Origin of the sequence: Streptomyces sp. NBC_01314, from assembly GCF_041435215.1 — a bacterium.
GTDB lineage: Bacteria > Actinomycetota > Actinomycetes > Streptomycetales > Streptomycetaceae > Streptomyces.
The window spans coordinates 10,393,264-10,417,568 of sequence record NZ_CP108394.1 but is presented as its reverse complement, the minus strand read 5'-3'; the positions used below and the strand labels follow the sequence as shown (position 1 = coordinate 10,417,568).

General features: G+C 67.9%; 19 protein-coding genes and 3 pseudogenes. 10 read left to right on the top strand and 12 right to left on the bottom strand.

The genetic code is table 11. The features are described from left to right. Positions 1-43: 43 nt before the first annotated feature. The 4 genes and pseudogenes from OG622_RS45840 to OG622_RS45825 all read right to left on the bottom strand — a co-directional run bounded on the left by OG622_RS45840 (position 44) and on the right by OG622_RS45825 (position 2,542). Positions 44-952 (bottom strand): ImmA/IrrE family metallo-endopeptidase, encoded by a 909-nt coding sequence (locus OG622_RS45840; protein ID WP_371584426.1) that lies wholly within the window; start codon positions 950-952, stop codon positions 44-46. Between the two features lie 39 nt (positions 953-991). After that, positions 992-1,207, bottom strand: a pseudogene (locus OG622_RS45835) (helix-turn-helix domain-containing protein); the annotation flags it as partial. 7 nt (positions 1,208-1,214) lie between these two features. Beyond that, the gene (locus tag OG622_RS45830) at positions 1,215-2,021 is read right to left on the bottom strand and encodes a hypothetical protein (RefSeq protein ID WP_179201088.1); all 807 of its coding nucleotides are present in this window, start codon (positions 2,019-2,021) and stop codon (positions 1,215-1,217) included. Further along, a complete protein-coding gene (locus OG622_RS45825) occupies positions 1,994-2,542 on the bottom strand; it encodes a hypothetical protein (protein ID WP_371583033.1) in 549 nt (182 codons plus the stop codon). Before OG622_RS45825 ends, OG622_RS45830 begins: the two co-directional genes overlap by 28 nt. Positions 2,543-3,057: 515 nt before the next feature. On the opposite strand from OG622_RS45825, the gene OG622_RS45820 reads away from it, so the two are divergent. The 3 genes and pseudogenes from OG622_RS45820 to OG622_RS45810 form a co-directional block, all read left to right on the top strand. After that, positions 3,058-3,393 carry a helix-turn-helix transcriptional regulator gene (locus tag OG622_RS45820; protein WP_086749282.1) on the top strand — a complete coding sequence of 112 codons (336 nt, stop codon included), beginning with the start codon at positions 3,058-3,060 and terminating at the stop codon, positions 3,391-3,393. Further along, positions 3,393-4,106, top strand: a complete 714-nt coding sequence (locus OG622_RS45815; protein ID WP_371583032.1) for a cation transporter — start codon at positions 3,393-3,395, stop codon at positions 4,104-4,106. Before OG622_RS45820 ends, OG622_RS45815 begins: the two co-directional genes overlap by 1 nt. 92 nt (positions 4,107-4,198) lie before the next feature. Beyond that, positions 4,199-4,497 (top strand): annotated as a pseudogene (locus tag OG622_RS45810) (YnfA family protein); the annotation flags it as partial. A 161-nt stretch (positions 4,498-4,658) separates the two neighbouring features. On the opposite strand, the gene OG622_RS45805 reads toward OG622_RS45810, so the two are convergent. From OG622_RS45805 to OG622_RS45770, 8 genes and pseudogenes are all read right to left on the bottom strand, one after another. Next, complete coding sequence (locus tag OG622_RS45805; protein WP_371583030.1) at positions 4,659-7,223, bottom strand: ATP-binding protein; 2,565 nt, start codon at positions 7,221-7,223, stop codon at positions 4,659-4,661. 2 nt (positions 7,224-7,225) lie between these two features. Further along, the gene (locus OG622_RS45800; RefSeq protein WP_371583028.1) at positions 7,226-7,909 is read right to left on the bottom strand and encodes a response regulator; all 684 of its coding nucleotides are present in this window, start codon (positions 7,907-7,909) and stop codon (positions 7,226-7,228) included. A gap of 132 nt (positions 7,910-8,041) precedes the next feature. Further along, a complete protein-coding gene (locus OG622_RS45795; RefSeq protein WP_371583026.1) occupies positions 8,042-8,713 on the bottom strand; it encodes a potassium-transporting ATPase subunit C in 672 nt (223 codons plus the stop codon). 5 nt (positions 8,714-8,718) lie between these two features. After that, entirely contained in the window at positions 8,719-10,851 is a 2,133-nt protein-coding gene (gene kdpB, locus OG622_RS45790; protein WP_371583024.1) for a potassium-transporting ATPase subunit KdpB, read from the bottom strand. Then, positions 10,848-12,512: a potassium-transporting ATPase subunit KdpA gene (gene kdpA, locus OG622_RS45785; RefSeq protein WP_086749277.1), complete on the bottom strand. Its 1,665-nt coding sequence runs from the start codon at positions 12,510-12,512 to the stop codon at positions 10,848-10,850. Before kdpA ends, kdpB begins: the two co-directional genes overlap by 4 nt. Positions 12,513-12,520: 8 nt before the next feature. Further along, entirely contained in the window at positions 12,521-12,610 is a 90-nt protein-coding gene (gene kdpF, locus OG622_RS45780) for a K(+)-transporting ATPase subunit F (protein WP_086749276.1), read from the bottom strand. After that, positions 12,607-12,768, bottom strand: a complete 162-nt coding sequence (locus tag OG622_RS45775) for a hypothetical protein (protein WP_179201085.1) — start codon at positions 12,766-12,768, stop codon at positions 12,607-12,609. Before OG622_RS45775 ends, kdpF begins: the two co-directional genes overlap by 4 nt. A gap of 100 nt (positions 12,769-12,868) precedes the next feature. After that, positions 12,869-13,186 (bottom strand): annotated as a pseudogene (locus OG622_RS45770) (amino acid permease); the annotation flags it as partial. Between the two features lie 480 nt (positions 13,187-13,666). Here OG622_RS45770 and istA point away from each other — a divergent pair. The 7 genes from istA to OG622_RS45735 all read left to right on the top strand — a co-directional run bounded on the left by istA (position 13,667) and on the right by OG622_RS45735 (position 23,728). Then, positions 13,667-15,142: an IS21 family transposase gene (gene istA / locus OG622_RS45765; protein WP_371572548.1), complete on the top strand. Its 1,476-nt coding sequence runs from the start codon at positions 13,667-13,669 to the stop codon at positions 15,140-15,142. A 108-nt stretch (positions 15,143-15,250) separates the two neighbouring features. Then, on the top strand, positions 15,251-15,976 hold the full coding sequence (gene istB, locus OG622_RS45760; protein ID WP_371583979.1) for an IS21-like element helper ATPase IstB: 726 nt from the start codon (positions 15,251-15,253) through the stop codon (positions 15,974-15,976). 656 nt (positions 15,977-16,632) lie between these two features. Beyond that, on the top strand, positions 16,633-16,773 hold the full coding sequence (locus OG622_RS45755) for a hypothetical protein (protein WP_179201084.1): 141 nt from the start codon (positions 16,633-16,635) through the stop codon (positions 16,771-16,773). 146 nt (positions 16,774-16,919) lie between these two features. After that, a complete protein-coding gene (locus OG622_RS45750) occupies positions 16,920-17,804 on the top strand; it encodes a TnsA-like heteromeric transposase endonuclease subunit (RefSeq protein ID WP_319066235.1) in 885 nt (294 codons plus the stop codon). Beyond that, positions 17,801-20,155 carry a transposase gene (locus tag OG622_RS45745; protein WP_371583022.1) on the top strand — a complete coding sequence of 785 codons (2,355 nt, stop codon included), beginning with the start codon at positions 17,801-17,803 and terminating at the stop codon, positions 20,153-20,155. The genes OG622_RS45750 and OG622_RS45745 overlap by 4 nt, the downstream gene beginning before the upstream one ends. Then, the gene (locus tag OG622_RS45740; protein ID WP_371583020.1) at positions 20,152-21,405 is read left to right on the top strand and encodes an AAA family ATPase; all 1,254 of its coding nucleotides are present in this window, start codon (positions 20,152-20,154) and stop codon (positions 21,403-21,405) included. The genes OG622_RS45745 and OG622_RS45740 overlap by 4 nt, the downstream gene beginning before the upstream one ends. A gap of 385 nt (positions 21,406-21,790) precedes the next feature. Next, entirely contained in the window at positions 21,791-23,728 is a 1,938-nt protein-coding gene (locus OG622_RS45735; RefSeq protein ID WP_371583018.1) for a TniQ family protein, read from the top strand. The last annotated feature ends 577 nt before the right edge of the window (positions 23,729-24,305 follow it).

Genomic DNA, 24,305 nt, shown 5'->3' with positions numbered 1-24,305 from the left:
AGGTGACCAGCAGCGTCCCCTTGCCCATGCGGCGGGCAGATGATCAACTCGGGAATAGCGTGAGCACCTCAGGAGCGGCCGGCTTTGTGTCTTCCTCGGATACATCCAACGCAAGGCGTGGCCTCGTCATCGTCGCCGTGGCGTAGACCTCGTTTGCAAGCTCGAAGGGCAAGCCCGAGCGGGCGACAAGGTTGTCGAACGAAATGCCGGTCTCCTCGCAAAGGTGGACCGCCTTTTCGAGGAGGAGAGGTGCTTCACGAGGGCCGAGGTCACAAGGCTCGGGGTCGCCGTGCTGAGAGAGCATCATCATGGCGCGCTTGTGCGTTGTCTCCCGAAAGGCACCGAGGGCGTGGGCGCGGTAGACGAGGGCTTTCAGGGAAGTGCCCCACCGCCGCTTCAGGGCGTACAGCGCCTCCCAGTCCAGCCTCTTCGGCAGCTCCGCGAGGATCTCGGCGCTTGGCATCAGAAATTCAGCCGCGAAGTCGTGGGCCTGGTTCTCGCCGATCCTGCTCCCGGGCTCGGCGTCAAGGTGCATGACCAAGTGCCCGGCCTCGTGCGCTGCGTCGAAGCGGGATCGAGCCTTGTCGTTCTTGGCAGGGTTCCGGAAGACCAGTGGCCTGCTCCCGTACCAGTGCGAGAAGGCGTCCACTCGTTTGGACATCTCAGGAAGCTCCAAGACCACGGCGCCATGGGCTTCGAGTAGTCGTGTCACATGCGGGATCGGGCCGCTGGGCACCCCCATGGCCTCGCGAGCCTCGCGGGCAACGGCCACGATGTCCGCTCTGCTCGGCTCAGCCGACAGAGCCAGGCGCGGCAGGGCCGCAGGGGGGAGTTCCACGTAGTGCTCGACGGTCGTCACCAGCCGCCAGACGATCTTGCCGAACGCGACGGCCTGATCCCGTTGAAGTTGCGTCGTCGCCCTGAGGCTTCGAAAGTGGGCGGCACTGGGCACCGTTGGATGCGGGTGCCCCGTGGCGAAGAAAGTGGCGGGCACTCCCAATGCCATGGCCAACTGGGCAACGACCGTGCTTGAAGGCCGACTCTGGCCCAGCTCGTACTGACTGACCGCTGCTGGCGTGAGCCCAACCTGCTTGGCAAGCTCATTCTTGCGGAGCCCTCGAAGCTGACGAGCCGTGGTCAGAGCTTCGGGTTCGAAGGAACGGGAGGCGAGCTCAGCGCCTCTCGATCCTCGGGGCGGTGTCGGCATGAATTTCTCAGTCTGTGTTCTCGCGCTCTTCGCGCGTGTCTTCGGTGCGCCGACGAAGCGGCAGATCGTTCTCCTTGAGGTCAGTGTGATCAGGTGCCTTGGGTGTCTCCTCTTCAGCGGTACGGTCCTCGTCGGAATCCGTTTCAGACGCCAGCTCGTGGTCTTGATCTGAGGGGCCCTTTTCGGGCAGCTCCCCGTGCACCACAAGCTCGTCCACGGCCGATCGCGGAGCCGGAAGGCCCGACTGGAGATCATTGTGGATCTCGGTCGTCCCATCAAGCCAAGGCGAACCGCCCTCACGGTTGTCCCGCGGAAGTCCCACCTCGATGACGCAGTTTCCCGTCTCCGGATCACCGGTGTGGACGATCCGAACATGCCCCTGACGAACAGCTTCCGCGAAGCTGTCGGCCCAGTCCGGGTCCTGGTCGAACGCCATCTGCCCCTGCGCCGCGCTGTTTCGTACAGCGCCCCGAAGTCGAGCGGCGCTGCCGTCCCAGCTGAGCTGTTCGAGCTTGTCCCGCACCTTTCCAGGGGCAGTGAGCGGGAACTTGTAGACCCTCACGACCCACGGCTGGGAGATGACCTCGATCGCCCCGCCCGCGACCCTTCGGACCGGAATCCCTGCCTGGTGGAGCTTCTGGAAAGAGAGGTTGGCGATGTTCCGCCAGACCAACTGAGCAAAGGTGCCGTTGTCGTCCCCGTGAGACGGGTCGTGACGGTCGGCGTTGGTCGCGTACACATCGCGCGCGACGTCCCGGATGATCTCCAGCACCCGCCGGAGATCACTCACAGCCTGCTGCAGAGTGATTTCCACGCCACGTGGATAGCAGAAGGCCACCAGTTGTGCGCGAGAATCAAGTGGACGAGGGTCTTGGCATCTCGCCCCTCAAGCACACGAAGGCGCCAGCGCATCAGACCCCCACGAGACGGTCGACGACCATGGCACTCAAGTTCACTGCACAGCGACGGCTTTCCACCTTGACGTGTGGTCAGTGTTGGACTGGACTCCGAGGTCGTTGCGGAGGCTGCGGACTGGCGTTCGATGTCATCGCGGATGAGGCGGACGTCGTCGACGGTCTTGCCTTCGGGATCGCCGAGAGTCCAGTCGAGGTAACGCTTGCCGGGGAAGACTGGGCAAGCTTTGCCGCAGCCCACGCTGACGACGCCGGCGGCGCGGACGACTTCGTCGGTCCAGGGCTTGGCGAAATCGCGGGAGATGTCGATGCCGCGCTCGCTCATCGCAACGATGACTGAAGGGGCGACCTCGAAGCCGGGTTCGGAGCCGCCGGGCCAGGCGACGGCGTTGTCGTCGGCGAGGTGCTGGAAGAAGCCCATGGCCATCTAGCTGCGGCCATCGTTGTGCAGCACACGGATGGAGATCGGAAACGGCCCCCTCGACGCCAAGACCACGGGCCTCCCCCAAGGCCGGGTAGTTAGCGTTTCCTGGTCACGCAAGTGGGGCTGGAGACCGTGGTGTTGCGCTGTAGAGGCCGGGGCCGAGTTTGCGAATGAGGCCGCTGCCGGCCCACCGATTCAGTTGTCTGCACATGGCCTCCAGAGTGACATCGCTGAAGTGGGCGGCGATGTCACGGGGCGGTCAAAGACGCGTGGGGTCTTGCGTCGCACAGTGGCACGAAATCCCGCCTGCGTTCGCAACCCCAACAACACGCCGCGAGCACCTCGAATCCGAGTGGTGGCGGCTTGGGCCACACGGCGAGCAGATGGCGATCAAGTCGTACACGAAGGCCGACTTGGTTGAGCCGGCCCCAGTCGACCGTCGAGCGCGGAGGCTAGGCACTCCACCACAATCCATGATTTCCTGAATTCAGGATCATCTGTACTGTGAAGGTGTGCTGACTCTCGCCCCCGACATCGACGTGCTGGTCCGCTTCGGCCGCGCGCTCGCCGACCCCATCCGTTGTCGCATCCTGCTCGCGCTCCGCGAGGCTCCCGCCTACCCTGCGAACCTCGCCGACGCGCTCGGTGTCTCCCGCACGAGGCTGTCCAACCACCTGGCGTGCCTTCGGGACTGCGGCCTCGTCGTCACCGTGCCCGACGGACGGCGCACCCGATACGAGCTGGCCGACGAACGCCTCGGCCACGCCCTGGACGACCTGCGTACCGCCGTGATCGCGGTCGAGGCGGACAAGACCTGCGCCGACGCCACGGAGAAGGGTTGCTGTTGATGACGGCGATATCCCTCGGACCGTCCCCGGCCCAGCGTGACACGCTCGGCCGCCGGATACGCCTGCTGATCACCGTGACCATCGCCTACAACGTCGTCGAGGCGATCGTCGCGATCACCGCCGGGACGATCGCTTCCTCCACCGCGCTGATCGGCTTCGGCCTGGACTCGGTGATCGAGGTCTCCTCCGCCGCCGCGGTCGCCTGGCAGTTCTCCGCCCGCGACCACTCTCTCCGCATGGCCCGTGAGAAGACAGCGCTACGGATCATCGCCTTCTCGTTCTTCGTCCTGGCCGCGTACGTCACGGTGGACGCCATCCGTGCCCTCAGCGGCACCGGGGAGGCGGAACGCTCCGTCCCCGGCATCGTGCTCGCCGCCCTGTCGCTGGCCGTGATGCCGTTCCTGTCCGCTGCCCAGCGCCGTGCCGGGCGCGAACTCGGCTCCGCCTCCGCGGTGGCCGACTCCAAGCAGACGCTGCTCTGCACCTACCTCTCCGCCGTGCTCCTGGTCGGCCTGGCCCTCAACGCCACACTCGGCTGGTCATGGGCCGACCCCATCGCCGCCCTCGTGATCGCCGCGATCGCCGTCAAGGAAGGCCGCGACGCCTGGCGAGGCGAAGGCTGCTGTGCCCCGACCGCCGCGTCGGTGGTACAGCCGACCGACAACACGGAGGACTCGTGCGGTTGCCGTCCCCGATGCGACTACTGCGGCTGACGAACCCGGCGCCCAGCCGTTCCCTCACGTCACCACACAGCGGGCCGGCCGAGGTGCTCCCTGCGTCGGCGGCACCCGTAAGGTCCGGGGCCATGGTTGTCGCTCGTTCCGTTGCCCTGTTCGTCCTTGCCGCCCTGTTCGAGATCGGAGGGGCCTGGCTCGTCTGGCAGGGCATCCGCGAGCACAGGGCTGGATCTGGATCGGCGCCGGAGTCATCGCCCTCGGCCTCTACGGCGTGGTGGCGACCTGGCAGCACGACGACAACTTCGGCCGCATCCTCGCCGCCTATGGCGGGATCTTCGTCGCCGGATCGATCGCCTGGGGCATGATCGCCGACGGCTACCGTCCCGACCGCTGGGACGTCGCCGGTGCCCTGGTGTGCCTCGCGGGAACTGACCCACTCCGGGTCCCGCTCTGGCCGAGTCAGTGGCTCGGAATGCACCGTCTCGGCAACGCGCCCTGCTCGGACACCGGGTCTCGTCCGGGCCGAGCCCGGCGACCCCCCGCGGCCAAGAAGAGGCCATGGCGCCCGTGGTTCGACCGTCCGTGAGGCTATGACGTGGCGGTCGCGGGCATGTCCGGCTCCGACTCCGGCTCGGGCTCCGGCGGCGGCCGATGGGCCGCCGCCATCGGCAGGCTCAGCACCATCGTGAGGCCGCCGCCGGGTGTGTCCTCGGCGTGGAGGGTGCCGCCGATGGCCTCGGCGAAGCCGCGGGCCACCGCCAGACCCAGCCCCACACCGGCACCTCGCGGGGCGTCGCCGTAGCGCTGGAAGGGTTCGAAGATGCGGTCCTTGGCCTCGTCGGGGACGCCCGGGCCGCGGTCCACGACGCGTACCTCCACCCGGTTGGCGATGGCGCTCGCTGAGACCAGGACCGGGGTGCCATCGGGGCTGTACTTCACCGCGTTCTCGACGATGTTGGCGACGGACCGCTCCATGAGGCCCCGGTCGACGGCGACCATGGGCAGCGTCTCGGGGATGTCCAGGTCGGCGCTGCCCTCGGGGACGCCGCCGAGGGCCATCGGGATGACCTCGTCGACATCGGTCTCGCGGATGATCGGGGTGACGGTGCCGGTCTGGAGGCGGGACATGTCGAGGAGGTTGCCGACGAGGAGGTCGAGACGGTCGGCGCCCTCCTCGATGGCCTCCAGCAGTTCCGCATGGTCCTCCTCCGACCACTCGACGTCGTCCGAGCGCAGGGAGGTGACGGCCGCCTTGATAGCGGCGAGCGGGGTGCGCAGGTCGTGGCTGACGGCGGCCAGCAGGGCGGTGCGGATGCGGTTGCCCTCGGCGAGTTCCTTGGCCTGGTCGGCCTCCTGCTTCAGGCGTCGGCGGTCCAGTACGACGGCGGCCTGGGCGGCGAAGGCCGCGAGGACGCGACGGTCCTCGGCGGGCGGGACCCGTCCGGTCAGCGCGAGGGTCATGTGGTCGCCGACCGGTACATCGACGTCCGCCTCCTCTGGGGTGACACAGGGCCGGGGGCCCACGCTGCCGGCGCAGGTCCACGGGTCCACGTCGCTCTCGCGTTCCAGCAGGGCCGCCGACTCCATGGAGAAGGTCTCGCGGACCCGCTCCAGCAACGCCTCCAGGCTGGTCTCGCCGCGCAGGACGTTGCCGGCCAGGAAGGAGAGGATCTCCGACTCCGCTCTCAGCCGGGCGGCCTGATGGGTGCGACGGGCGGCGAGGTCGACGACGGAGGCGACGGACACCGCGACACCGACGAAGATCACGTTGGCGACGATGTTCTTCGGGTCGGCGATGGTGAGGGTGTGGACGGGCGAGGTGAAGTACCAGTTCAGGAGCAGAGACGCGGCCACCGCCGAGGCCAGCGCCGGGAAGAGCCCGCCGAGCAGGGCCGCCGCCACCGTCGTCGTCAGCAACAGCAGCATGTCGTTGGCGAGCCCGACGTCCGGGAAGACGCCGCTCAGCAGCCAGGTCAGCAGCACAGGGCCGCCGAGGCCGACGAGCCAGCCCCAGATCAGGCGGGCCCGGCCGAGGCGGGCACCCCGGGCCACCGGGAGTGCGCGCCCCTTGCCCGCCTCGTCGTGGGTGATGAGGTGGACATCCAGGTCGGAGCCGGAGTCACGGGCGACAGTCGCCCCGACCCCCGGCCCGAAGACGTACTGCCATCCCTTGCGGCGGGAGACGCCCAGCACGATCTGGGTGGCGTTGACCCCGCGCGCGAAGTCGAGCAGCGCGACCGGTATGTCCTCCCCGACGACCTGGTGGAAGGTCCCGCCGAGGTCCTCGACGAGGGTGCGCTGGACGGCCAGCTCCTTCGGTGAGGCTGCGGTCAGGCCGTCGCTGCGGGAGATGTAGACGGCCATCACCTCGCCGCCCGCGCCCTTTTCCGCCAGTCGCACGGCCCGGCGTATGAGCGTCCGGCCCTCCGGTCCGCCGGTCAGCCCGACCACGATGCGCTCCCGGGAGCCCCAGATCTTCGACACCCGGTGCTCGCTGCGATACTCGGTCAGGTAGGCGTCGACCCGGTCCGCCACCCACAGCAGCGCCAGCTCGCGCAGCGCGGTCAGGTTCCCCGGGCGGAAGTAGTTCGACAGGGCCGCGTCGACCTTGTCGGGCTTGTAGATGTTGCCGTGGGCCATCCGCCGCCGCAGCGCCTGCGGGGACATGTCGACCAGCTCGATCTGGTCGGCCCGCCGTACGACCTCGTCCGGCACGGTCTCCCGCTGCCGTACGCCGGTTATCGACTCGACGACGTCGCCGAGCGACTCCAGGTGCTGGATGTTCACGGTCGATATCACGTTGATCCCGGCGGCCAGCAGCTCCTCCACGTCCTGCCAGCGCTTGTCGTTGCGGGAGCCGGGAACGTTGGTGTGGGCGAGTTCGTCCACAAGCACCACCTGCGGGTGCCGGGCGAGGACGGCGTCCACGTCCATCTCCGTGAAGACCGTGTCCCGGTACTCCAGTTCCCTGCGCGCGGTCTGCTCCAGACCGTGCAGCATCACCTCGGTACGCGGACGGCCGTGATGCTCCACGAAGGCCACCACGCAGTCGGTGCCCCGCTCCACGCGGCGGTGCGCCTCGGACAGCATGGCGTAGGTCTTGCCGACGCCAGGGGCCGCGCCGAGGTAGATCCGGAGCTTGCCGCGTGCCATGTTCATCCTTCGAAGCGATAGCCCATACCGGGCTCGGTGATGAGATACCGGGGGTGGGCGGGGTCCGTTTCCAGCTTGCGCCGCAGCTGGGCCATGTACACCCGCAGATAGTTGGTCTTGTTGCTCTGGGTGACGCCCCAGACCTCCTGGAGCAGGTGTTTCTGTGTGATCAGCCGTCCCGGGTTGCAGACCAGGATCTCCAGCAGATGCCACTCGGTCGGGGTGAGGCGTACGTCGTGACCGTCCCGTACGGCCTTCTTGGCCAGCAGGTCGATGGTGAAGGCGTCCGTCTCGACGAGCGTCGTCCCGGGGTCGAGGGGTACCTCCTCGGTACGGCGGACCGCGGCTCGGAGCCGGGCGAGGAGTTCGTCCATGCTGAATGGCTTGGTGATGTAGTCGTCGGCGCCGACGTCGAGCGCGGCGACCTTCTCCTCGGACGCCTGGCGGGCGGACAGCACCATGATCGGCACCCGGGTCCAGGCACGCAGCGCCTTGATGACCTCGACCCCGTCCATGTCTGGCAGCCCGAGGTCGAGCAGGACCACGTCGGGCTGCCGCGCGGCGGCCAGCCGGAGCGCGGTGGCACCGTCGGGGGCCGCGTCGACCCCGTACTGACGTGCCTGGAGATTGATGATGAGGGCCCGTACGAGCTGCGGATCGTCCTCCACCACCAGCACCCGTGTCATGGGTGTGCGCCTTCCTGTCGTACGTCGGGCCATGAACGCCGGGGCCGTGCGACCGGCACTCATGCGGGCCGGAGTCGGCGGTTCCCGGCTCCCGCCCGGACCGCCGACTCCCCTGTGCACCGTGCGCTGCCGTCAGCTCTTCGCCGTGAGTGCCTTGAGCGCGATGTTGAGTTCGAGGACGTTCACGCGGGGCTCCCCGATGAAGCCGAGGGTGCGGCCCTCGGTGTGCTCGTCGACGAGTTGGCGCACCTGGTCGACGGGCAGCCCGTTCTTCTCCGCCACCCGGTGGACCTGGAGGTCGGCGTAGTCCGGGGAGATGTCCGGGTCCAGGCCGGAGCCGGAGGACGTCACCGCGTCGGCCGGCACCTCGGAGGGCTCGACCTTGTAGACCGTGGTCGAGTTGTCCTTGACGACGGCGGCCTTGGCTGCCTTCACCCAGTCGATCAGGTCCTTGTTGTCGGCGGACCGGTTCGTCGCACCGGACAGGATCAGCTTGTACTGGGTGTTGACGCTGTTGGCGCCGAGACCGTCCTGGGGGCGGCCCTGGAACCACTTCAGGTCGGGCTCCGCGGTCTCCTGGCCCTCCCTCAGCGGCAGGTTGTACGACTGCCCGATCAGCGAGGACCCGACGACCTTGCCAGTGCCGTCCTTGATCTCCGAGCCGTTCGCCTTGTCGTTGAACAGCGCCTGGGCGAAGCCGGTGACGACGAGCGGATAGATGACGCCCGTCACCAGGGTCAGTACGAGGAGGGCGCGCAGGCCCGCTGCGAACAGCCGGGCGGTGTTGATGACCGTGTTTTTCATGGCGCTCAGCCGATTCCGGGGATGAGGGAGATGAGCAGGTCGATGAGCTTGATGCCGATGAAGGGGGCGATCAGTCCGCCGAGGCCGTAGACGGTGAGGTTGCGGCGGAGCAGCTTGTCGGCGCTGACCGGCCGGTACTGCACGCCCTTCAGGGAGAGCGGCACCAGCGCGATGATGATCAGCGCGTTGAAGATGACGGCGGAGAGGATCGCGGAGTCCGGCGAGGACAGGTCCATGATGTTGAGCTTGTCCAGGCCCGGGTAGACGGCCGCGAACAGCGCCGGGATGATCGCGAAGTACTTCGCGACGTCGTTGGCGATGGAGAAGGTGGTCAGCGCGCCCCGGGTGATCAGCAGCTGCTTGCCGATCTCGACGATCTCGATGAGCTTGGTCGGGTTGGAGTCGAGGTCGACCATGTTGCCGGCCTCCTTGGCGGCCGACGTCCCCGTGTTCATCGCGACGCCGACATCCGCTTGGGCCAGCGCGGGCGCGTCGTTCGTACCGTCACCGGTCATCGCGACGAGCTTGCCGCCGGCCTGCTCCCTCTTGATGAGGGCCATCTTGTCCTCGGGGGTGGCCTCGGCGAGGAAGTCGTCGACGCCCGCCTCCTCCGCGATCGCCTTGGCCGTCAGCGGGTTGTCGCCCGTGATCATGACCGTCTTGATGCCCATGCGGCGCAGTTCCTCGAACCGCTCCCGCATGCCCTCCTTGACGACGTCCTTGAGGTGAATGACGCCCAGCACCCGGGCGCCCTCGGAGTCCTCGACCGCGACCAGCAACGGGGTTCCACCGGCCTCAGAGATCCGGTTGGAGACCGTGTCGGCGTCCTCGGCGACCGTGCCGCCCCGCTCCCGCACCCAGGCGATGACCGAACCGGCCGCGCCCTTGCGGACCTTGCGCCCGTCGACGTCCACGCCCGACATCCGGGTCTGGGCGGTGAAGGCGATCCACTCGGCGCCGGACAGCTCACCCTGCACGCGCTCGCGCAGGCCGTACTTCTCCTTCGCCAGTACGACGATGGAACGGCCCTCGGGCGTCTCGTCGGCCAGCGAGGAGAGCTGGGCCGCGTCCGCGACCTCGGCCTCGGTGGTGCCCTCGACCGGCACGAACTCGGCGGCCTGCCGGTTGCCGAGCGTGATCGTGCCGGTCTTGTCGAGGAGCAGGGTCGACACGTCACCGGCGGCCTCGACGGCCCGCCCCGACATGGCGAGCACGTTGCGCTGGACCAGCCGGTCCATGCCCGCGATGCCGATCGCCGACAGCAGGGCCCCGATGGTGGTCGGGATGAGGCAGACCAGCAGGGCCACCAGCACGACCATGGTCAGATGGGTGCCCGCGTAGTCCGCGAACGGCGGCAGGGTCGCCACCGCCAGCAGGAACACGATCGTGAGCGAGGCGAGCAGGATGTTCAGCGCGATCTCGTTGGGCGTCTTCTGCCGGGCCGCGCCCTCGACCAGGTTGATCATCCGGTCGATGAAGGTCTCACCGGGCTTCGTCGTGATCTTGATGACGATCCGGTCGGAGAGGACCTTCGTGCCGCCGGTGACGGCCGAGCGGTCACCGCCGGACTCCCGGATGACCGGGGCCGACTCACCGGTGATCGCCGACTCGTCCACGGAGGCGACACCCTCGACGACGTCACCGTCGCCGGGGATGATGTCGCCGGCCTCGCACACGACCAGGTCACCGATCCGCAGTTCGGTACCGGGGACGCTCTCTTCGGAGTCCCCGGCGAGCCGCCGGGCCACGGTGTCGGTCTTGGCCTTGCGAAGGGTGTCGGCCTGCGCCTTGCCCCGCCCCTCGGCGACGGCCTCCGCCAGGTTGGCGAAGATCACCGTCAGCCAGAGCCAGGCGCTGATGGTCCAGCCGAACCAGTCGGTCGGGTTCTTGAAGGAGAAGATCGTCGTCAGTACCGAGCCGACCAGCACCACGAACATCACGGGCGACTTGATCATCACCCGCGGGTCGAGCTTGCGGCATGCGTCCGGCAGCGACTTGACCAACTGCTTGGGGTCGAAGAGGCCCGCTCCCACGCGGCCCTCGGCGGGCTTGTGCCCGGTGGGGACGTCGCTGTGCGGCGCCCGGGTCGGAGTGGCTGTGGACATCGCGTCCTCTTGCTTCGTTACGTCGGTGGTCATGACGCCAGCCCCTCGGCAAGCGGGCCCAGCGCGAGCGCCGGGAAGTAGGTCAGACCGGTGATGATCAGGATCGCGCCCACCAACAGCCCGGTGAACAGCGGCTTTTCGGTGCGCAGGGTGCCCGCGGTGGCCGGGACCGGTTTCTGCTCGGCGAGCGAGCCGGCCAGCGCCAGCACGAACACCATCGGCAGGAACCGGCCGAGCAGCATCGCGATGCCGAGCGTGCTGTTGAACCACTGGGTGTCGGCGTTCAGCCCGGCGAAGGCCGAGCCGTTGTTGTTGGACGCCGAGGTGTAGGCGTACAGGATCTCGGAGAACCCGTGCGCGCCGGAGTTGGTCATCGAGTTGCCCGGGGTGGGCAGGGCCATCGCCGCAGCGCTGAGGACGAGCACCAGTGCCGGGGTGATGAGGATGTAGCAGGCCGCGAACTTGATCTCGCGGGTGCCGATCTTCTTGCCCAGGTACTCGGGCGTCCTGCCGACCATCAGCCCGGCGATGAACACCGCGATGATCGCCATGATCAGCATGCCGTAGAGGCCGGAGCCGACACCGCCGGGCGCGATCTCGCCCAGCTGCATGCCGAGCATGGTGATCCCGCCGCCGAGGCCGGTGAAGGAGGAGTGGAAGGAGTTCACCGCGCCGGTCGAGGTGAGCGTGGTCGCCACCGCGAAGATCGAGGAGGCGCCGACACCGAAGCGGTTCTCCTTGCCCTCCATGGCTCCGCCGGCGATGTCGAGCGCCGGGCCGTGGTGGGCGAACTCGGTCCACATCATCAGGGCGGTGAACCCGAGCCAGATGGTGGCCATCGTGGCGAGGATCGCGTAGCCCTGCTTGACCGAGCCGACCATGACACCGAACGTGCGGGTCAGGGCGAACGGGATGACCAGCAGCAGGAAGATCTCGAAGAGGTTGGTGAAGGGAGTCGGGTTCTCGAACGGGTGGGCGGAGTTGGCGTTGAAGATGCCGCCGCCGTTGGTGCCGACTTCCTTGATGGCCTCGGTGGAGGCGACGGCGCCGCCGTTCCACTGCTGCGAGCCGCCCATGAACTGGCCGACCTCGTGGATGCCGGAGAAGTTCTGGATGGTCCCGCAGGCGACCAGCACGATCGCCGCGACGAACGCGAGCGGCAGCAGGATGCGGGTCACCCCGCGCACCATGTCGGACCAGAAGTTGCCCAGCTCACCGGAGCGGGAGCGGGCGAAGCCGCGTACGAGCGCGACGGCGACGGCGATGCCCACGGCAGCCGAGACGAAGTTCTGTACGGCCAGCCCTCCGACCTGGACGACGTGACCCATCGCCTGCTCGCCGTAGTACGACTGCCAGTTGGTGTTCGTCACGAACGACGCGGCGGTGTTGAACGCCTGGTCGGCGTCGATGGAGGAGAAGCCCAGCGAGCCGGGCAGCACACCCTGCAGCCGCTGGAGGAGGTACAGGAACAGGACACCGACCGCCGAGAAGGCGAGCACGCCGCGCAGGTACGCGGGCCAGCGCATCTCGGTGTCGGGGTTGGCGCCGATGCCCTTGTAGATCCACTTCTCGACGCGCCAGTGCTGGTCGGAGGAGTAGACCTTGGCCATGTAGTTGCCGAGGGGGACGTAGGCGAGCGCCAACGCCGCTATGAGGGCCAGTAGCTGGAGCACGCCGGCGAGTACGGGACCCATATCAGATCTCAGAACCTCTCCGGGAAGATCAGGGCGAGGACGAGATAGCCCAGCAGGGAGACGGCCACGATCAGGCCGACGATGTTCTCGACGGTCACAGCTTCGTCACCCCCTTGGCGACGAAGGCCACCAGCGCGAACACGGCGATCGTGGTGACGACGAAGGCCAGATCGGCCATCGCGAACTCCTGGAGTGAGGTTCGGGAAGAACGGACAGTTAGAGGAAACCGCGACTCTGGCCGGATTCGGTCGGCCATTGACGGCTCTCATACGGCCGCACCCACACCTTTGACGGGATCCATACGTCCCTGGTCGTCATCGGTGGCGGAGCTCACGTGACGGTGCGGAGCGTCCCGCTCACAGCAGCCGGAAGCGCAGCCGACAGATCACCGCGTCGGTCTCGCGTCGTACGGCGTGGGCGACGACCGCGCCCCGCTGGTTCTGCAGCAGCCGCTGCCACAGCCGCTCGGGCTCGGCCTCCGGGATCAGGACGGTGACCCGGGTGGCCGGCTCCGCCGCCACCTCACGGACGTACGCGGCGATGGGGCGGCCCAGGCTGCGGCGCTCGGACGTCAGCCGGACCAGCGGCACACCGGGGTCCCACTGCGCCCAGGCACGCTCCAGCGCGTGCAGCTGGGCCCGGTCCTCGGGATCCGGGTAGCAGACGGTGACCGCACTGCTCCTTCACGCCTCTCCCACGTCGGCACGCGCCGTCTGCGGGCTTGAGTCCGGGTTCTGGTGCGAGTGGCGTCATACGGACGGGCGGCGCATCAGCTGTGCCGCGCAGCCGACCGCCGCTTCGGCTGTCCGATGGGCACGCATTCAAGTCCGCGTCATCGCCTCGGCCACTGAGCCGGCCTTCATCGACCTTCTCGTGGACCGACGCGCCCAGAGCTGGCTGGACGCCGTCTCAGCTCTTCAAGGTGTGGATTTCACGCTGCCGCTTGCAGCTGACGGCGGCCGTGGCAAAGTCCAGATGTGCGGCCAGCCGAGTCCAGGCTGATGGCCACCGGAATTCCAGGTGGATGGCCGTCTGACCAGTGGTGTTCCTGATCACTTCCTTAACTGGAGGAGACCCCTCCGACCGTTTGCTGGTGTTTGCGCGCATCAGCTACCGGCCGGAGAGGTCCTGTGACGAAGTCTGACACGGAGATTATGGAAATCCTTGAGGCGTACGACCTGACCGGGACGGTCTGGTCGGCGGCGACCTTGACGGGGCACGACCCGAAGACGGTCAAGCGGTATGTCGAGGCCCGCAACGGCGGGCGCAATCCCTATGAGCGAGAGCCGCGGCCGAAGATGATCGACGCGTTCCTGGAGAAGGTCGAGGAGTGGGTCGAGCAGTCGAAGGCGACGATCCGCGCCGATGTGGTCCACGACAAGCTCGTGAAGATGGGCTACCGGGGCAGCGCGCGCTCGACGAGACGGGCGGTGAACGCGGCAAAAGTGGCGTGGAAGGCGGGCAAGCGCCGCACCTACCGGCCGTGGATTCCCGAGCCGGGCCGGTGGCTGCAGTTCGACTGGGGCGAGGGTCCGCGCATCGCGGGGCGTCGGACCTGGTTGTTCTGCGCATGGCTGTCCTGGTCGCGGTTCCGGGTCGTGATCCCGGTCTGGGACTGCACGCTGGGCACGCTGGTGGCCTGCCTGGACACCACGCTCAGGCGGATCGGCGGGGCGCCGACGTATGTACTGACCGACAATGCGAAGACGGTCACCGTCGAGCACATCGCCGGGATCCCGGTGCGGCATCCACAGATGGTCGCCGCGGGCCGCCATTACGGCTGCCAGGTGGTCAGTTGCGTGCCCTACGACCCCGAGTCGAAGGGTGGTGCGGAGGCCACGGTCCGGATCGCGAAGGCCGACCTGGTGCCCACCAGCGCGAACCTGCTGTCCGCCTACGACACCTTCGCCGAGCTCGCCGATGCCTGCCTGACCTGGTGCGATGCCGTGAACTCGCGCCGTCACCGGGCGACTGGGCAGATACCCGCGAGCCGTCTGGACGTCGAACGCACCACACTGCATGTCCTGCCCATCGAGCCGCTCGCGCTTGCGCTGGGCGAGGAGAGGCTGGTCGGCTCGGACCGCACGATCAGCTTCAACGCGGTGCGCTACTCGACCCCGCCGGGCTATACCGGTGCCAAGGTGTGGTGCCGGGTGGTCGGCGAGGAACTGTCCATCACTGCCCGCACCAACTCCGGGGACCTGTCGGAGATTTGGCGCCACCAGCTTTCCACCCCGGGTGTTCCGCAGATCATCGACGAGCACTACCCCGACCATCCCGACGGCCGCAGCATCCACCAGCCGAGGCTGCGGCCCCGCTCGGAGGCGGAGATCGCGTTCGTTGGCATCGGCCCCGGGGCCGGGCGCTGGCTCAAGGAGGCCGGACCCGCCGGCGCGGTCCGCATCCGCGCCAAGATGGCCCGCGCGGTCGAGCTGGCCACCGTCCTGGGCAACGACAAAGTCGACCAGGCCCTCGGCCTTGCGGCCACGGCCGGGCGCTTCGCCGACGACGACCTGCTCTCGATCCTGGGACACATCGCCGACAGCAAGCCCGCCGGCGAGGTCGTCCGCGCGGACGAGTCCCACTCCGTCCAGAACGGAACCATCGGCTGGCAGGCCCTGGGCCGCTGAGCCAACACGTCGTCCACCACCCCAAACTGACTGCTCGTCATTCAAGAGAACGGCACCTTCGTGAGTTTTCCCAGCCCGCCCGCCCTCCCCGAGGAACTCGACAAGCTCATGCGCCGCATGCGCCTGCCCTATATGCGCAAAGCCGCCCCCGATGTGCTGGCCACCGCCCGCGCACAACGCTGGGACCCCGCCGAGGTGCTGCGGCTGCTGATAGCCGAGGAGGTCACCGGCCGCGACGCGGCCACCCGGCGTCTTCGCCGCCACTCGGCGAACTTCCCCACCGGCAAGACCCTGGGCTCCTGGCGGGCCGAGGACTCCACGATCCCCGAACCCACCCAGAACTCCCTGATCACGCTGGAGTGGATCGGCCGCGCCGAGAATCTGGTGATCGCCGGCCCGTCGGGGACGGGCAAGAGCCACTTCACCGAGGGCCTGGCCCAGGCCGCGATCGAGAACGACCTGCGGGTGTCCTGGTTCACCCTGGAGACGCTCAGCGCCGCGATCGGGAAGTCGAAGGTCGACGGGTCCACCGCTCGGACCGTCGCCCGGATCTGCCGCGCGGACCTCATCGTCATCGACGACATCGGCTTGCTGCCTGTCGGGGAAGACGCCGCCGAGGCGTTCTACCGGATCATCGACGCCGCCTACGAACGCCGGTCCATCGCTGTGACCAGCAACATCCACCCCTCAGGCTTCGACACGATCATGCCGAAGACTCTCGCGGGCGCGAGCACCGACCGCCTGATGCACCACGCTCACCTCGTGACCACCACCGGCGACTCGCACCGCCTCGCCGAGGCCCTCGCAGGGAAGGGGGTGGTCCCCTTGAGCTGACCCTCACCCCCAGGAACACCACTGGTCACACACCTGGGTTTCTGATGGCCACCAGCCTGGACACTCAACGGCCACCCACCTGGGCATCTCAATGACCGTTGACAGCAGCGGGGCCGTGCTCCTTCGTGTGGCATGCGCGCCCCGCCGCCTTTCTGCCCCTCGTCGGCCGTAACCCGATGCCCCATCTCCCAGGAGGGGGCCCGCCATGGGGGTGAGGCCAGGAGAGTTGTGGAGCCGTTTCGACTGGGCCGACCGCCAGCTGCTTCAGATGCGAGCAGACGAACGTCCCCGTGGCCAAAGTCGGCGAGATCGCGGTGGCGGGCACGGTACTTCCCCTCTGCGCCTGCCAGCGGTGCGTCTACAGGCTCGAACAGCTCCACTGGACGATGAGCGAGCGCGCCGCCCGCCAACGGAATGCCCAGGCTCCCGCGCAGCCCAGTCCCCTCGGCCAGTGGCCCACAAAGCGCCACTCAACAGACCGCCCGCCCACGTCGCGTAGGAGAACGGCCGCGTCCTGGGCGGGCCTTCAACCCCCGCTCCCGCTGTTCGAGCTGGAGGTATCCCCGACCTCAGAAGACAGGTCACAGCGGGAGCGGGCCGCACCGCCACGAGAAGAGAGAATCGCCTCGGCAACCGAGGAGCCAGACGACGACACGTTGTTCGACCTGCTCGGCGCCGTCGGTGCCGGAATCAGTGCCAGTAAGGACGAGGGCCTTCCCCTTGACGTGCGCGAACTCGCCGCTGACCTGGCCGACAACACCGCAGACAGGCTGGCCCAGTTCAAGAAGACGATGTAGTGCCCCTGCAGGCCGCGTTGGTGCGATCGATACGGAATCACTCGTTCGTGTGAAGGTCGCCGATCTGCCCAAGTCGCAGACGGTGACCGCCTTAGCGTCGTGGCCGGTCTTGGCGGCCGTATTCGTTCTGCTCAGGAGCGGTGGACATGCAAATGAAAGCTTCCGGTGCGAGTTCCGTCCGCCAGGTGCTGGAAGGGCCACAGAAGGAGACGTGGTCCGACTCCTGCCGCCTGGAGGATCTGGCATTCCTGCATCGGGGATTCACCGAGTACGCGCACCAGCTGGACCTCGACGAACGATGGGCCCGTCGCTGGACGACGAGATGGAAGTTCGGGCGGGACGCTGCCGCCACGTACTCGGTGCGCGACCTCAGCGAGGTGGTTGTCTCACGCACAGTGCCGGTGCGTCGGTTCACTTGGCGGACCGACCAGTACCACCGGCCCGGGCTCGAGTACATGGTGTCCACGAGTCGGCATCACGGTTATGAGAGCTTCGAGGAGGAGTGTCTGCTCCTCGTCGCCGACTTCGCGGCGGGGCTGCGTGAGGCGCTCTCGCAGCCGTTCCGGCTTCGCTTCTACGTGGGTGGCAAGCGGGTGGATCACACGCCGGACTACCTGCTGCTGACCGATACCGGTCCGTTCGTGATCGATGTTCGGCCGGCCGGTCGGATTCGCTCCGAGGACGAGCTGAAGTTCGCCGCGACGTTCGAGGCCGCCCTGGCCGCCGGATGGCGCTACGGCGTGGTGACCGGCTGGCGTCGGCACGTGTGGGAAACGGTGGACGCATTCTCCGCCGAGCGCCGGCCGTTGACCAATGTGCTTGACATGCACGGCCAGCTGCGCGCAGCTGCCTCCCAAGGACCACTGCCGCTAGGGGACTTGGTCGAGCGGTGCTCCATCCCCGCAGTGGCCCGGGCCCATGCCCTTCACTTGCTGTGGCGTAGAGAGCTCGGTGCGGACCTCTCCGCACCGTACAGGGACGCGAGCCTGATCCGGCTTGCATCCGTAGAGTCTCGCGGGGTGCGGTCGTGAGTACTGAGACGGCATCGACATGGGTGCTGGAGCCTGGCACCGAGCTGATCATCGATGGTGGGGCGTGGCGGGTCGAGACGTGTCTGCCTCATCTGGGCCGCGTGACACTGATCGGGGACGAGGGCGCGCCGTGGAAGGTGCAGCTGAGCGAGCTGATCCACCGCCCCGGTTGCCGGCCGTCCACCCGGACCCGCAAGGATCTCCCGGCCGCCAGCCGGGGCCGCCAGCCGAAGTCGATGGCAGACCTCCCGCCGGTTCAACGAGAACACGTGATGCGGCGGTTGGAGCACATCCGAGAGGTCGAGACCGGCTACCGCAGCGGCGATCCGGACGCCGCGCTGCCGCACGAACCTCTCCCACAGTACGACCCGGAGACCACAACGCTGACGCAGCGCCGAAAGGCAAAGGAGGCCGAGCTGCGCAAGGCGAAGGCCATGGATCTCGCGCTGGCGAAGTCGCTGGCCCTGCACAAGGTGAGCGCGCGGACGCTGGTGCGCTGGGACACGGCACGGCGCAAGCTCGGGCCGATCGGCCTCTCGGACGACCGGTGGCTACGGGAGGCGACCGGGCACCGAATCACCCCGGAGGTGCGCGAGGCGCTGTTCGCCGTACGTGATGAGAGCCTGCGGCGGGCGAAGCTGACAGGGCGGGACCGCGAACGTCTCATCCACCAGTACGTACGGGAGACCTTCGGAGAGAAGACCAAGGTCCCCAGCTACGACGTGCTGCGCCGGGTGTGGCGGGACTGGTTCGGCTCCAACGGCGGGCGGCAGCGCTATGCACGCTCGGCGGCCATGGCTCAGAAGTACGCAACGGGCCGGCACGTGGTGGTGCACCGGCCCGGGCAGGTGGTGGCCCTGGACACCACAGTGCTGCCGGTGAAGGTCCTGGAAAACGTGTTCGGCGATCCGGTCTCGGTGCATCTCACGCTGGCGCTCGACGTGTACACGCACTCGATTGTGGCTTTCCGGCTCAGCCTGGTCTCGGATTCCTCGATCGACGTGGCGATGGTGCTGCGGGACATGACGATGCCGCTCCCCATGCGCCCGGACTGGGGCGAGGACATGCGGTGGGCCTATCCCGGCATCCCGGGCACGGTGGTGGCCGACTTCGCCGGGTACGAGGTGGCCGGGCTGCCGTTCTTCGCCCCGGAGACCGTCACCACCGACCACGGCTCCGTCTACCGCAACCACCACCTGGTCGAGGTCCAGCGGGTACTCGGCGCGAACATCAAACCGAGCCGGGTGCTGCGCCCCACCGACAAGAAGGCTGTGGAACGCGCCTTCGGTGCCATCCGGTCGCTGCTGTTCGCTCCCCTGCTCGGCTATCAGGGCGTGGACACTGCCGACCGCGGCGCCGACCCGGAGGCTGACGCCTGCCTGACTGTGGCGGAGATGGAGCACATCATCGCCACCTGGATCGTGGGGATCTGGCAGAACCGCCGCTTCGACTCCTACGCACCGAGCTGGGATCCGGGCGGCGACCACAGCCCCAACAGCCTGTTCGCCGCCTCTATGACGCAAGGCGGCTTCGCCCTGCGGATCCCCTCGCCCGAGCTGTACTACCAGCTCCTGCCCAGCCACCAGGTCATGATCCACGGCAAGCGCGGCGTGAAGATCAAGAACCTGTGGTACGACGGCGAGGCCCTGGACCCGTACCGCGGGGAGCTCTCCCGGCGCGGCGGCAAAGACAAGAACCGCTACGTCATCCACCGGGACCCGCGCGATCCCTGTTTCGTGTTCTTCCGGGATCCGCTTACCCACGACTGGCACGCCCTGCGCTGGGTGGGCCTGCCCGAGGAAGGGCAGTTCCCCGCTTTCAGTGACGCCCGCGTACGCGAGGCCATGCGCGAACTGCGTAAGCGCGGGCTGACGCCGAAGTCGGACAAGGAACTCCTGCCCGTCCTCCTCGAAGTGATCGGCGGGAAGATCCCCGTCGAGCAGTGGCCGACGCAACTGACGAAGAAGCAGCGCACCGAGCACGCCCGCGAAGTGACTCAGGCCGCGGCCGCCGCGGCCGACCGCCCCGCCGACGCCACCGCGGCCCAGTCGGCGCCCGCCGCGCCTGCGCCCGCCGCCGTTCCCGCGGCGCGCACCGGATCGGACGACGGCAAGGTCGTCCCACTGCGCTGGCGCGAACGCGCCGAGCAGGGACGGGACGCGGTCACCAACGAACGTCGACGACGCCGTGAAGCCGCCGTCCCCGAACGCCCGATCCCGCCACCACAGGATCTGTCCGAGCGGCTGCGCGCCACCAGCCTGCTGGCCCTGCCCGACGACGACTTCGACGACGACACAGACGAGCCCGGTGCGGCGGCAGCGGCCGCACCCGAGAAAGAGGTCAGCCAGTGAATCGCCCGTACGACAGTCCGTCGTTCCTTCCCGGCCCGCCGATCGACCGCACTACCTGGGAGGGCTGGCGGCGCTGGTGCGAGACCCGCAGGGCGTTCATCCCCGCGCCTGTGCTGACGGCCGCAGAGTTCGCCCTCAAGTCACCGCGCCAGCAACGCCTTTATAACCTGCACCGACTCGCCACACACAGCAGTCTGCCCATCGACGTGACTCCGATGAGCGAGCGCGTCGCCCATGCTGTTCTGGCCCGCGTCGAGGACGGCGCGTTCAGCCACAAGGCTTGCACACGCGGCGGCATCATGGTCAACGGCGACGGCGCCCAGGGCAAGACCGAGACCGTGTGCGAGGCCTTGGCCATCTTCGAAGAGACGTGGATGGCCCTGAACAACTACATGAACCCGGATGCCATGCCCGGCACCCGCGACCTGGTCGCCCCCGTCGCCTACGTACGCTGCCCGGTCAAGGCCACACCCATCTCCACCTGCCAGCGCATCCTCGACTTCTACGGCGAGGACTACAAGGGCATGCGCCTGGAGGACCTGGTCCGTACCGTCAAGACCGCCATCGTCGAGCACGCCACCAGGGCACTCGTCATCGACGACATCACTCGCCTCAAACTCCACCGGGAAGCCGACCAGGACGTCCTCGACCTGATCCGCGAAATGATGAGCATGCCCGTCACGCTCATTCTCGTCGGCGTCGGCATCCCCACCTCCGGCCTGCTGCGGGAAGGCCGTCGCGACCCCAAGACCCTGGAATGGATCTACCAGCCGATCAAGGACCGCGGCCGCAGCCCGAATGATCACGCCGCCAGCCAACACGAGCGGCGCTTCCAGATCGTCGACCTCGACCCGTTCCGCTACACCGCCGGACCGGAGATGGCCGCCTGGATGGATCATCTGGCCCGCTTGGAAGGGCACTTGCGGCTTCTGAACGACACCAAGGGAATGCTGACCGGAGATGACATGCCCGAGTACTTGTTCGACCGCACCGGCGGCGTGGTCGGCGTACTGGAGAAGCTCATCCAGCACGGCTGCCGACGGGCCATCGAGGACAAGAGCGAGCGGCTGACGAAGGAGCTGTTCAACCAGTTCACCGTCACCCCCGGCGACATGCCCGACTTGGACGCGGAGTCCGGCGAGCAGCCCAAGATCCCGCCGCACAAGCCCACCCCAGGGAAGAAGAAGCCGAAGGGCCGCAACACCGTCTTCGACGATGACGGCCCCGCCGCGGCCGGCGAGACGGGCTGACCGAGATGACACCCCGGCCGCTGACCCGCAGCCTCGCGCCCCTACCAAAAGAGCCATTCCCCGGCTACCTCCTCCACCTCGCCTACCGCCTGAACCGCTCACCGGGCAGGATCGCGGAACCGTGCGGGATCAACGGCGGTGGACAGCAGCGCATCCCGGCCGCCACCGTGCACCGCTCCGCCAGCACGGCGCCTGCCCGGATCACCTGCACCGCTGGACCAATCACCCGCCGCCGGAGAACCTCATATTCGGTACTGTCCCAACGACTGGAGCGCTATGCGGACTTGATGGCACGGGCCTGTGATGAGGGCCGTGATGCTGATATCCCCGTCCCGTGTGAAACTCATGTCGGGCCATGCGACAGGCACCAGTTGACCGCGGCTCGATGACCGTCCGCCCGCTGGCCCGCGCCCTCAGTCCGCTCCCCGAGGAATCACTGCCGGGCCTGCTCCTGCGGCTGGCCTACCGCATGGAGCGCTCGCCCGCCAGGGCTGCACGCCTGTGCGGACTGATCCATCGTCAAAATCGGCTCCCAGGCGAGTACCTGATCTCCCTGCCCGCCGAGCGGATCGGGCCCTTCGCCGCGGCCGCCCGCTTGAACGTGGAGGAGGCCAACGCACTGACGCTGTCGTCCTTTGCTGCCGTCTACCCGCCCCTGGCATCCGTTCGGATCGACGGCAGCCGCAACACCACGGCCGCGCGGAAGTCGTGGGCTGCCAGCATTTCCAGTCGATACTGCGCCACCTGTCTCTCAGGGAACGGAAGTCCCGTCCAGTCGCTTTATGGCGGTCCCTGGAAACTGCGCTGGCATCTTCCCGTCTCGTACGCCTGCGTCATGCACCGCACCTTGCTCTCCCATACGTGCCCGCGCTGTGGGGGTACGCCGAATCGGCCGACGAATACAGAGCGCCAAGGGCTGATCACGCACCGCACCACGAGCGGGCTGCACCCGGCCCATTGTCGGCGCCTTGTGCCTGATGTGCACGGCACTCCGGCCGCTCCCTGCGCTGCCCGCCTGGACCACGACCACCAGGCCGCGCGCGTGCCCGATGCCGATCTGTCCATTCTGCTTGCTCTGCAGCACCGCATTGATCAGCGTCTGATGTGTGGTCAATCCACCGCCGATGAAAGCCAGTCGGCCTCGGATCGCTATTTCTTTGCCGATCTCATCGTCGCTGCACATCTGATCCGGCTCAGCTGGCCAGACGGTGCGCGATACGCTTCCTCGACGTCGCTCGCTGACCTGATCGACCGCCACGTTTCCTCCGCTGCCGCTCGCCGCCACACCCCTAAACCCGACGGACGCATGCCCATCGCCTGGGATGCCCCCGAGGACCCAGCCGAGTGCGCGGCGGTGCTCGTTGCCGCCGACAGCCTCCTCGGTCACGTGGAACGCGATGACGCCGGGATGACCGATCGCGTCCGGCCGCTCGCTGCGTCGGCGTTCAGCCGTAATCCGCCCAACGTCGGCGCCTCTTTGCGACGCATGGACGTCTCCCCTGCGATGGCACGTGCCCTGCTATGCCATACCCAGGGGTTCTACCGTGCCGGTGGCCACCGGCACGCGCGGCAGCGCCTTCCCTCACGCCAGAGCCGCTTCCGAATCGAGCATGTGCCTGCTCTCCTGCCGCTAGAGTGGCTCTCCGCCCACTTCGACGACCTGTTGTCCCACTGGGCGCACCACACCGACTGGAAGGTGCGGCACCTGCGGCGCGTTTCAGCGCTCAAGCTCGCGGAGATGAGTGGCGGTGGCACCTGGCCCGATTGCGCGAAGACTCTCCGCATCCCGTGGAACACCGCGCAGCAGTCCCTCAAAGTCATCCGGCAGGAGTTGAATTCACGGGAACTGTGGTCGGACTTTGAGAGGTCCGTCGAAAGTGTGGCCAGCCAATTGGACTGGGACACGGATCGTGTTCACTACGGGCGACGCCGGGAGCTTCTTTCGTCCTGGCAGGTTCCAGTTGGCGACTGGGCCGGACTGTGCCGCGATCTCGAGCAGTTCGGCCAAGGGGCCACCTCCCCCACCCGTGACACCGCGACCGTGCTGATCTGGACTCATGTCACCCAAGGCGATCACCTTCACAGCCCCGTGCTCGGCGCCCTGAGGGAGTCGGGCTGCAGCACCCAGCGCCTGGTCGCGTCGATCAGCCAACTCCGCACCCCAGCCAACCGCAAGGGCAGCAAACGCGAGCTCCTGCGCCGTCTCGAAACCTACTCCGACCTCCTCGCCACTGCCTGCGACCGGGCCGTTGCCTGGTTACAGACTGCCAGCCTCGAAATCAAGGTAACCGCTGCACACCTGCGCGAGGTCAAGTCCCCTTAGGGGCGGGGCACGTACGCCGCCGGCGCCCCGGGGCGAACGGCGATTACGTCCTCGCACGGTCTCGTGTCCCGCTTGTCACGCAGGCAGCAGCGTCCGATCCGCCGTCCAGCTTCTCTCCTGGCTGCACGAGCACGACACCGAACTCGGGCTCTGCAGCCAGGTTCACCTGGACGAGTGGGCGTGGTCAAGTCCGCCCGCCCCACCGCCGCCCTGCGCCTGGGGCCGGAGAACTTTGCCGACATCTTGGCCGAACGGCCCGGCGGTGCATGCGAACAGATCAAGACGACCGACAAACTTATCGCCGAAAAGCACCCCGACTCTGCGGACATCCCGCACGACCTGCCCCAGCGCGGCATGGTCATCACCAGAGCCGTTCCACCTGATCAACACTGTGGAACTCCGGGCCAAGTTTCCCGAGGGTCGGAATCCCCGTCACGGTGGCCTCGATCCACGAGCTGGAGCAAGCTGTCACCATCACCGACGTTACCTTGGCCGACCTGCTCCTCAGCGACTCCCAACAGCAGAAGACATTGTCCCTTCAACAACTACTCACCGGGCATAAGTGCCTGGAGCACAA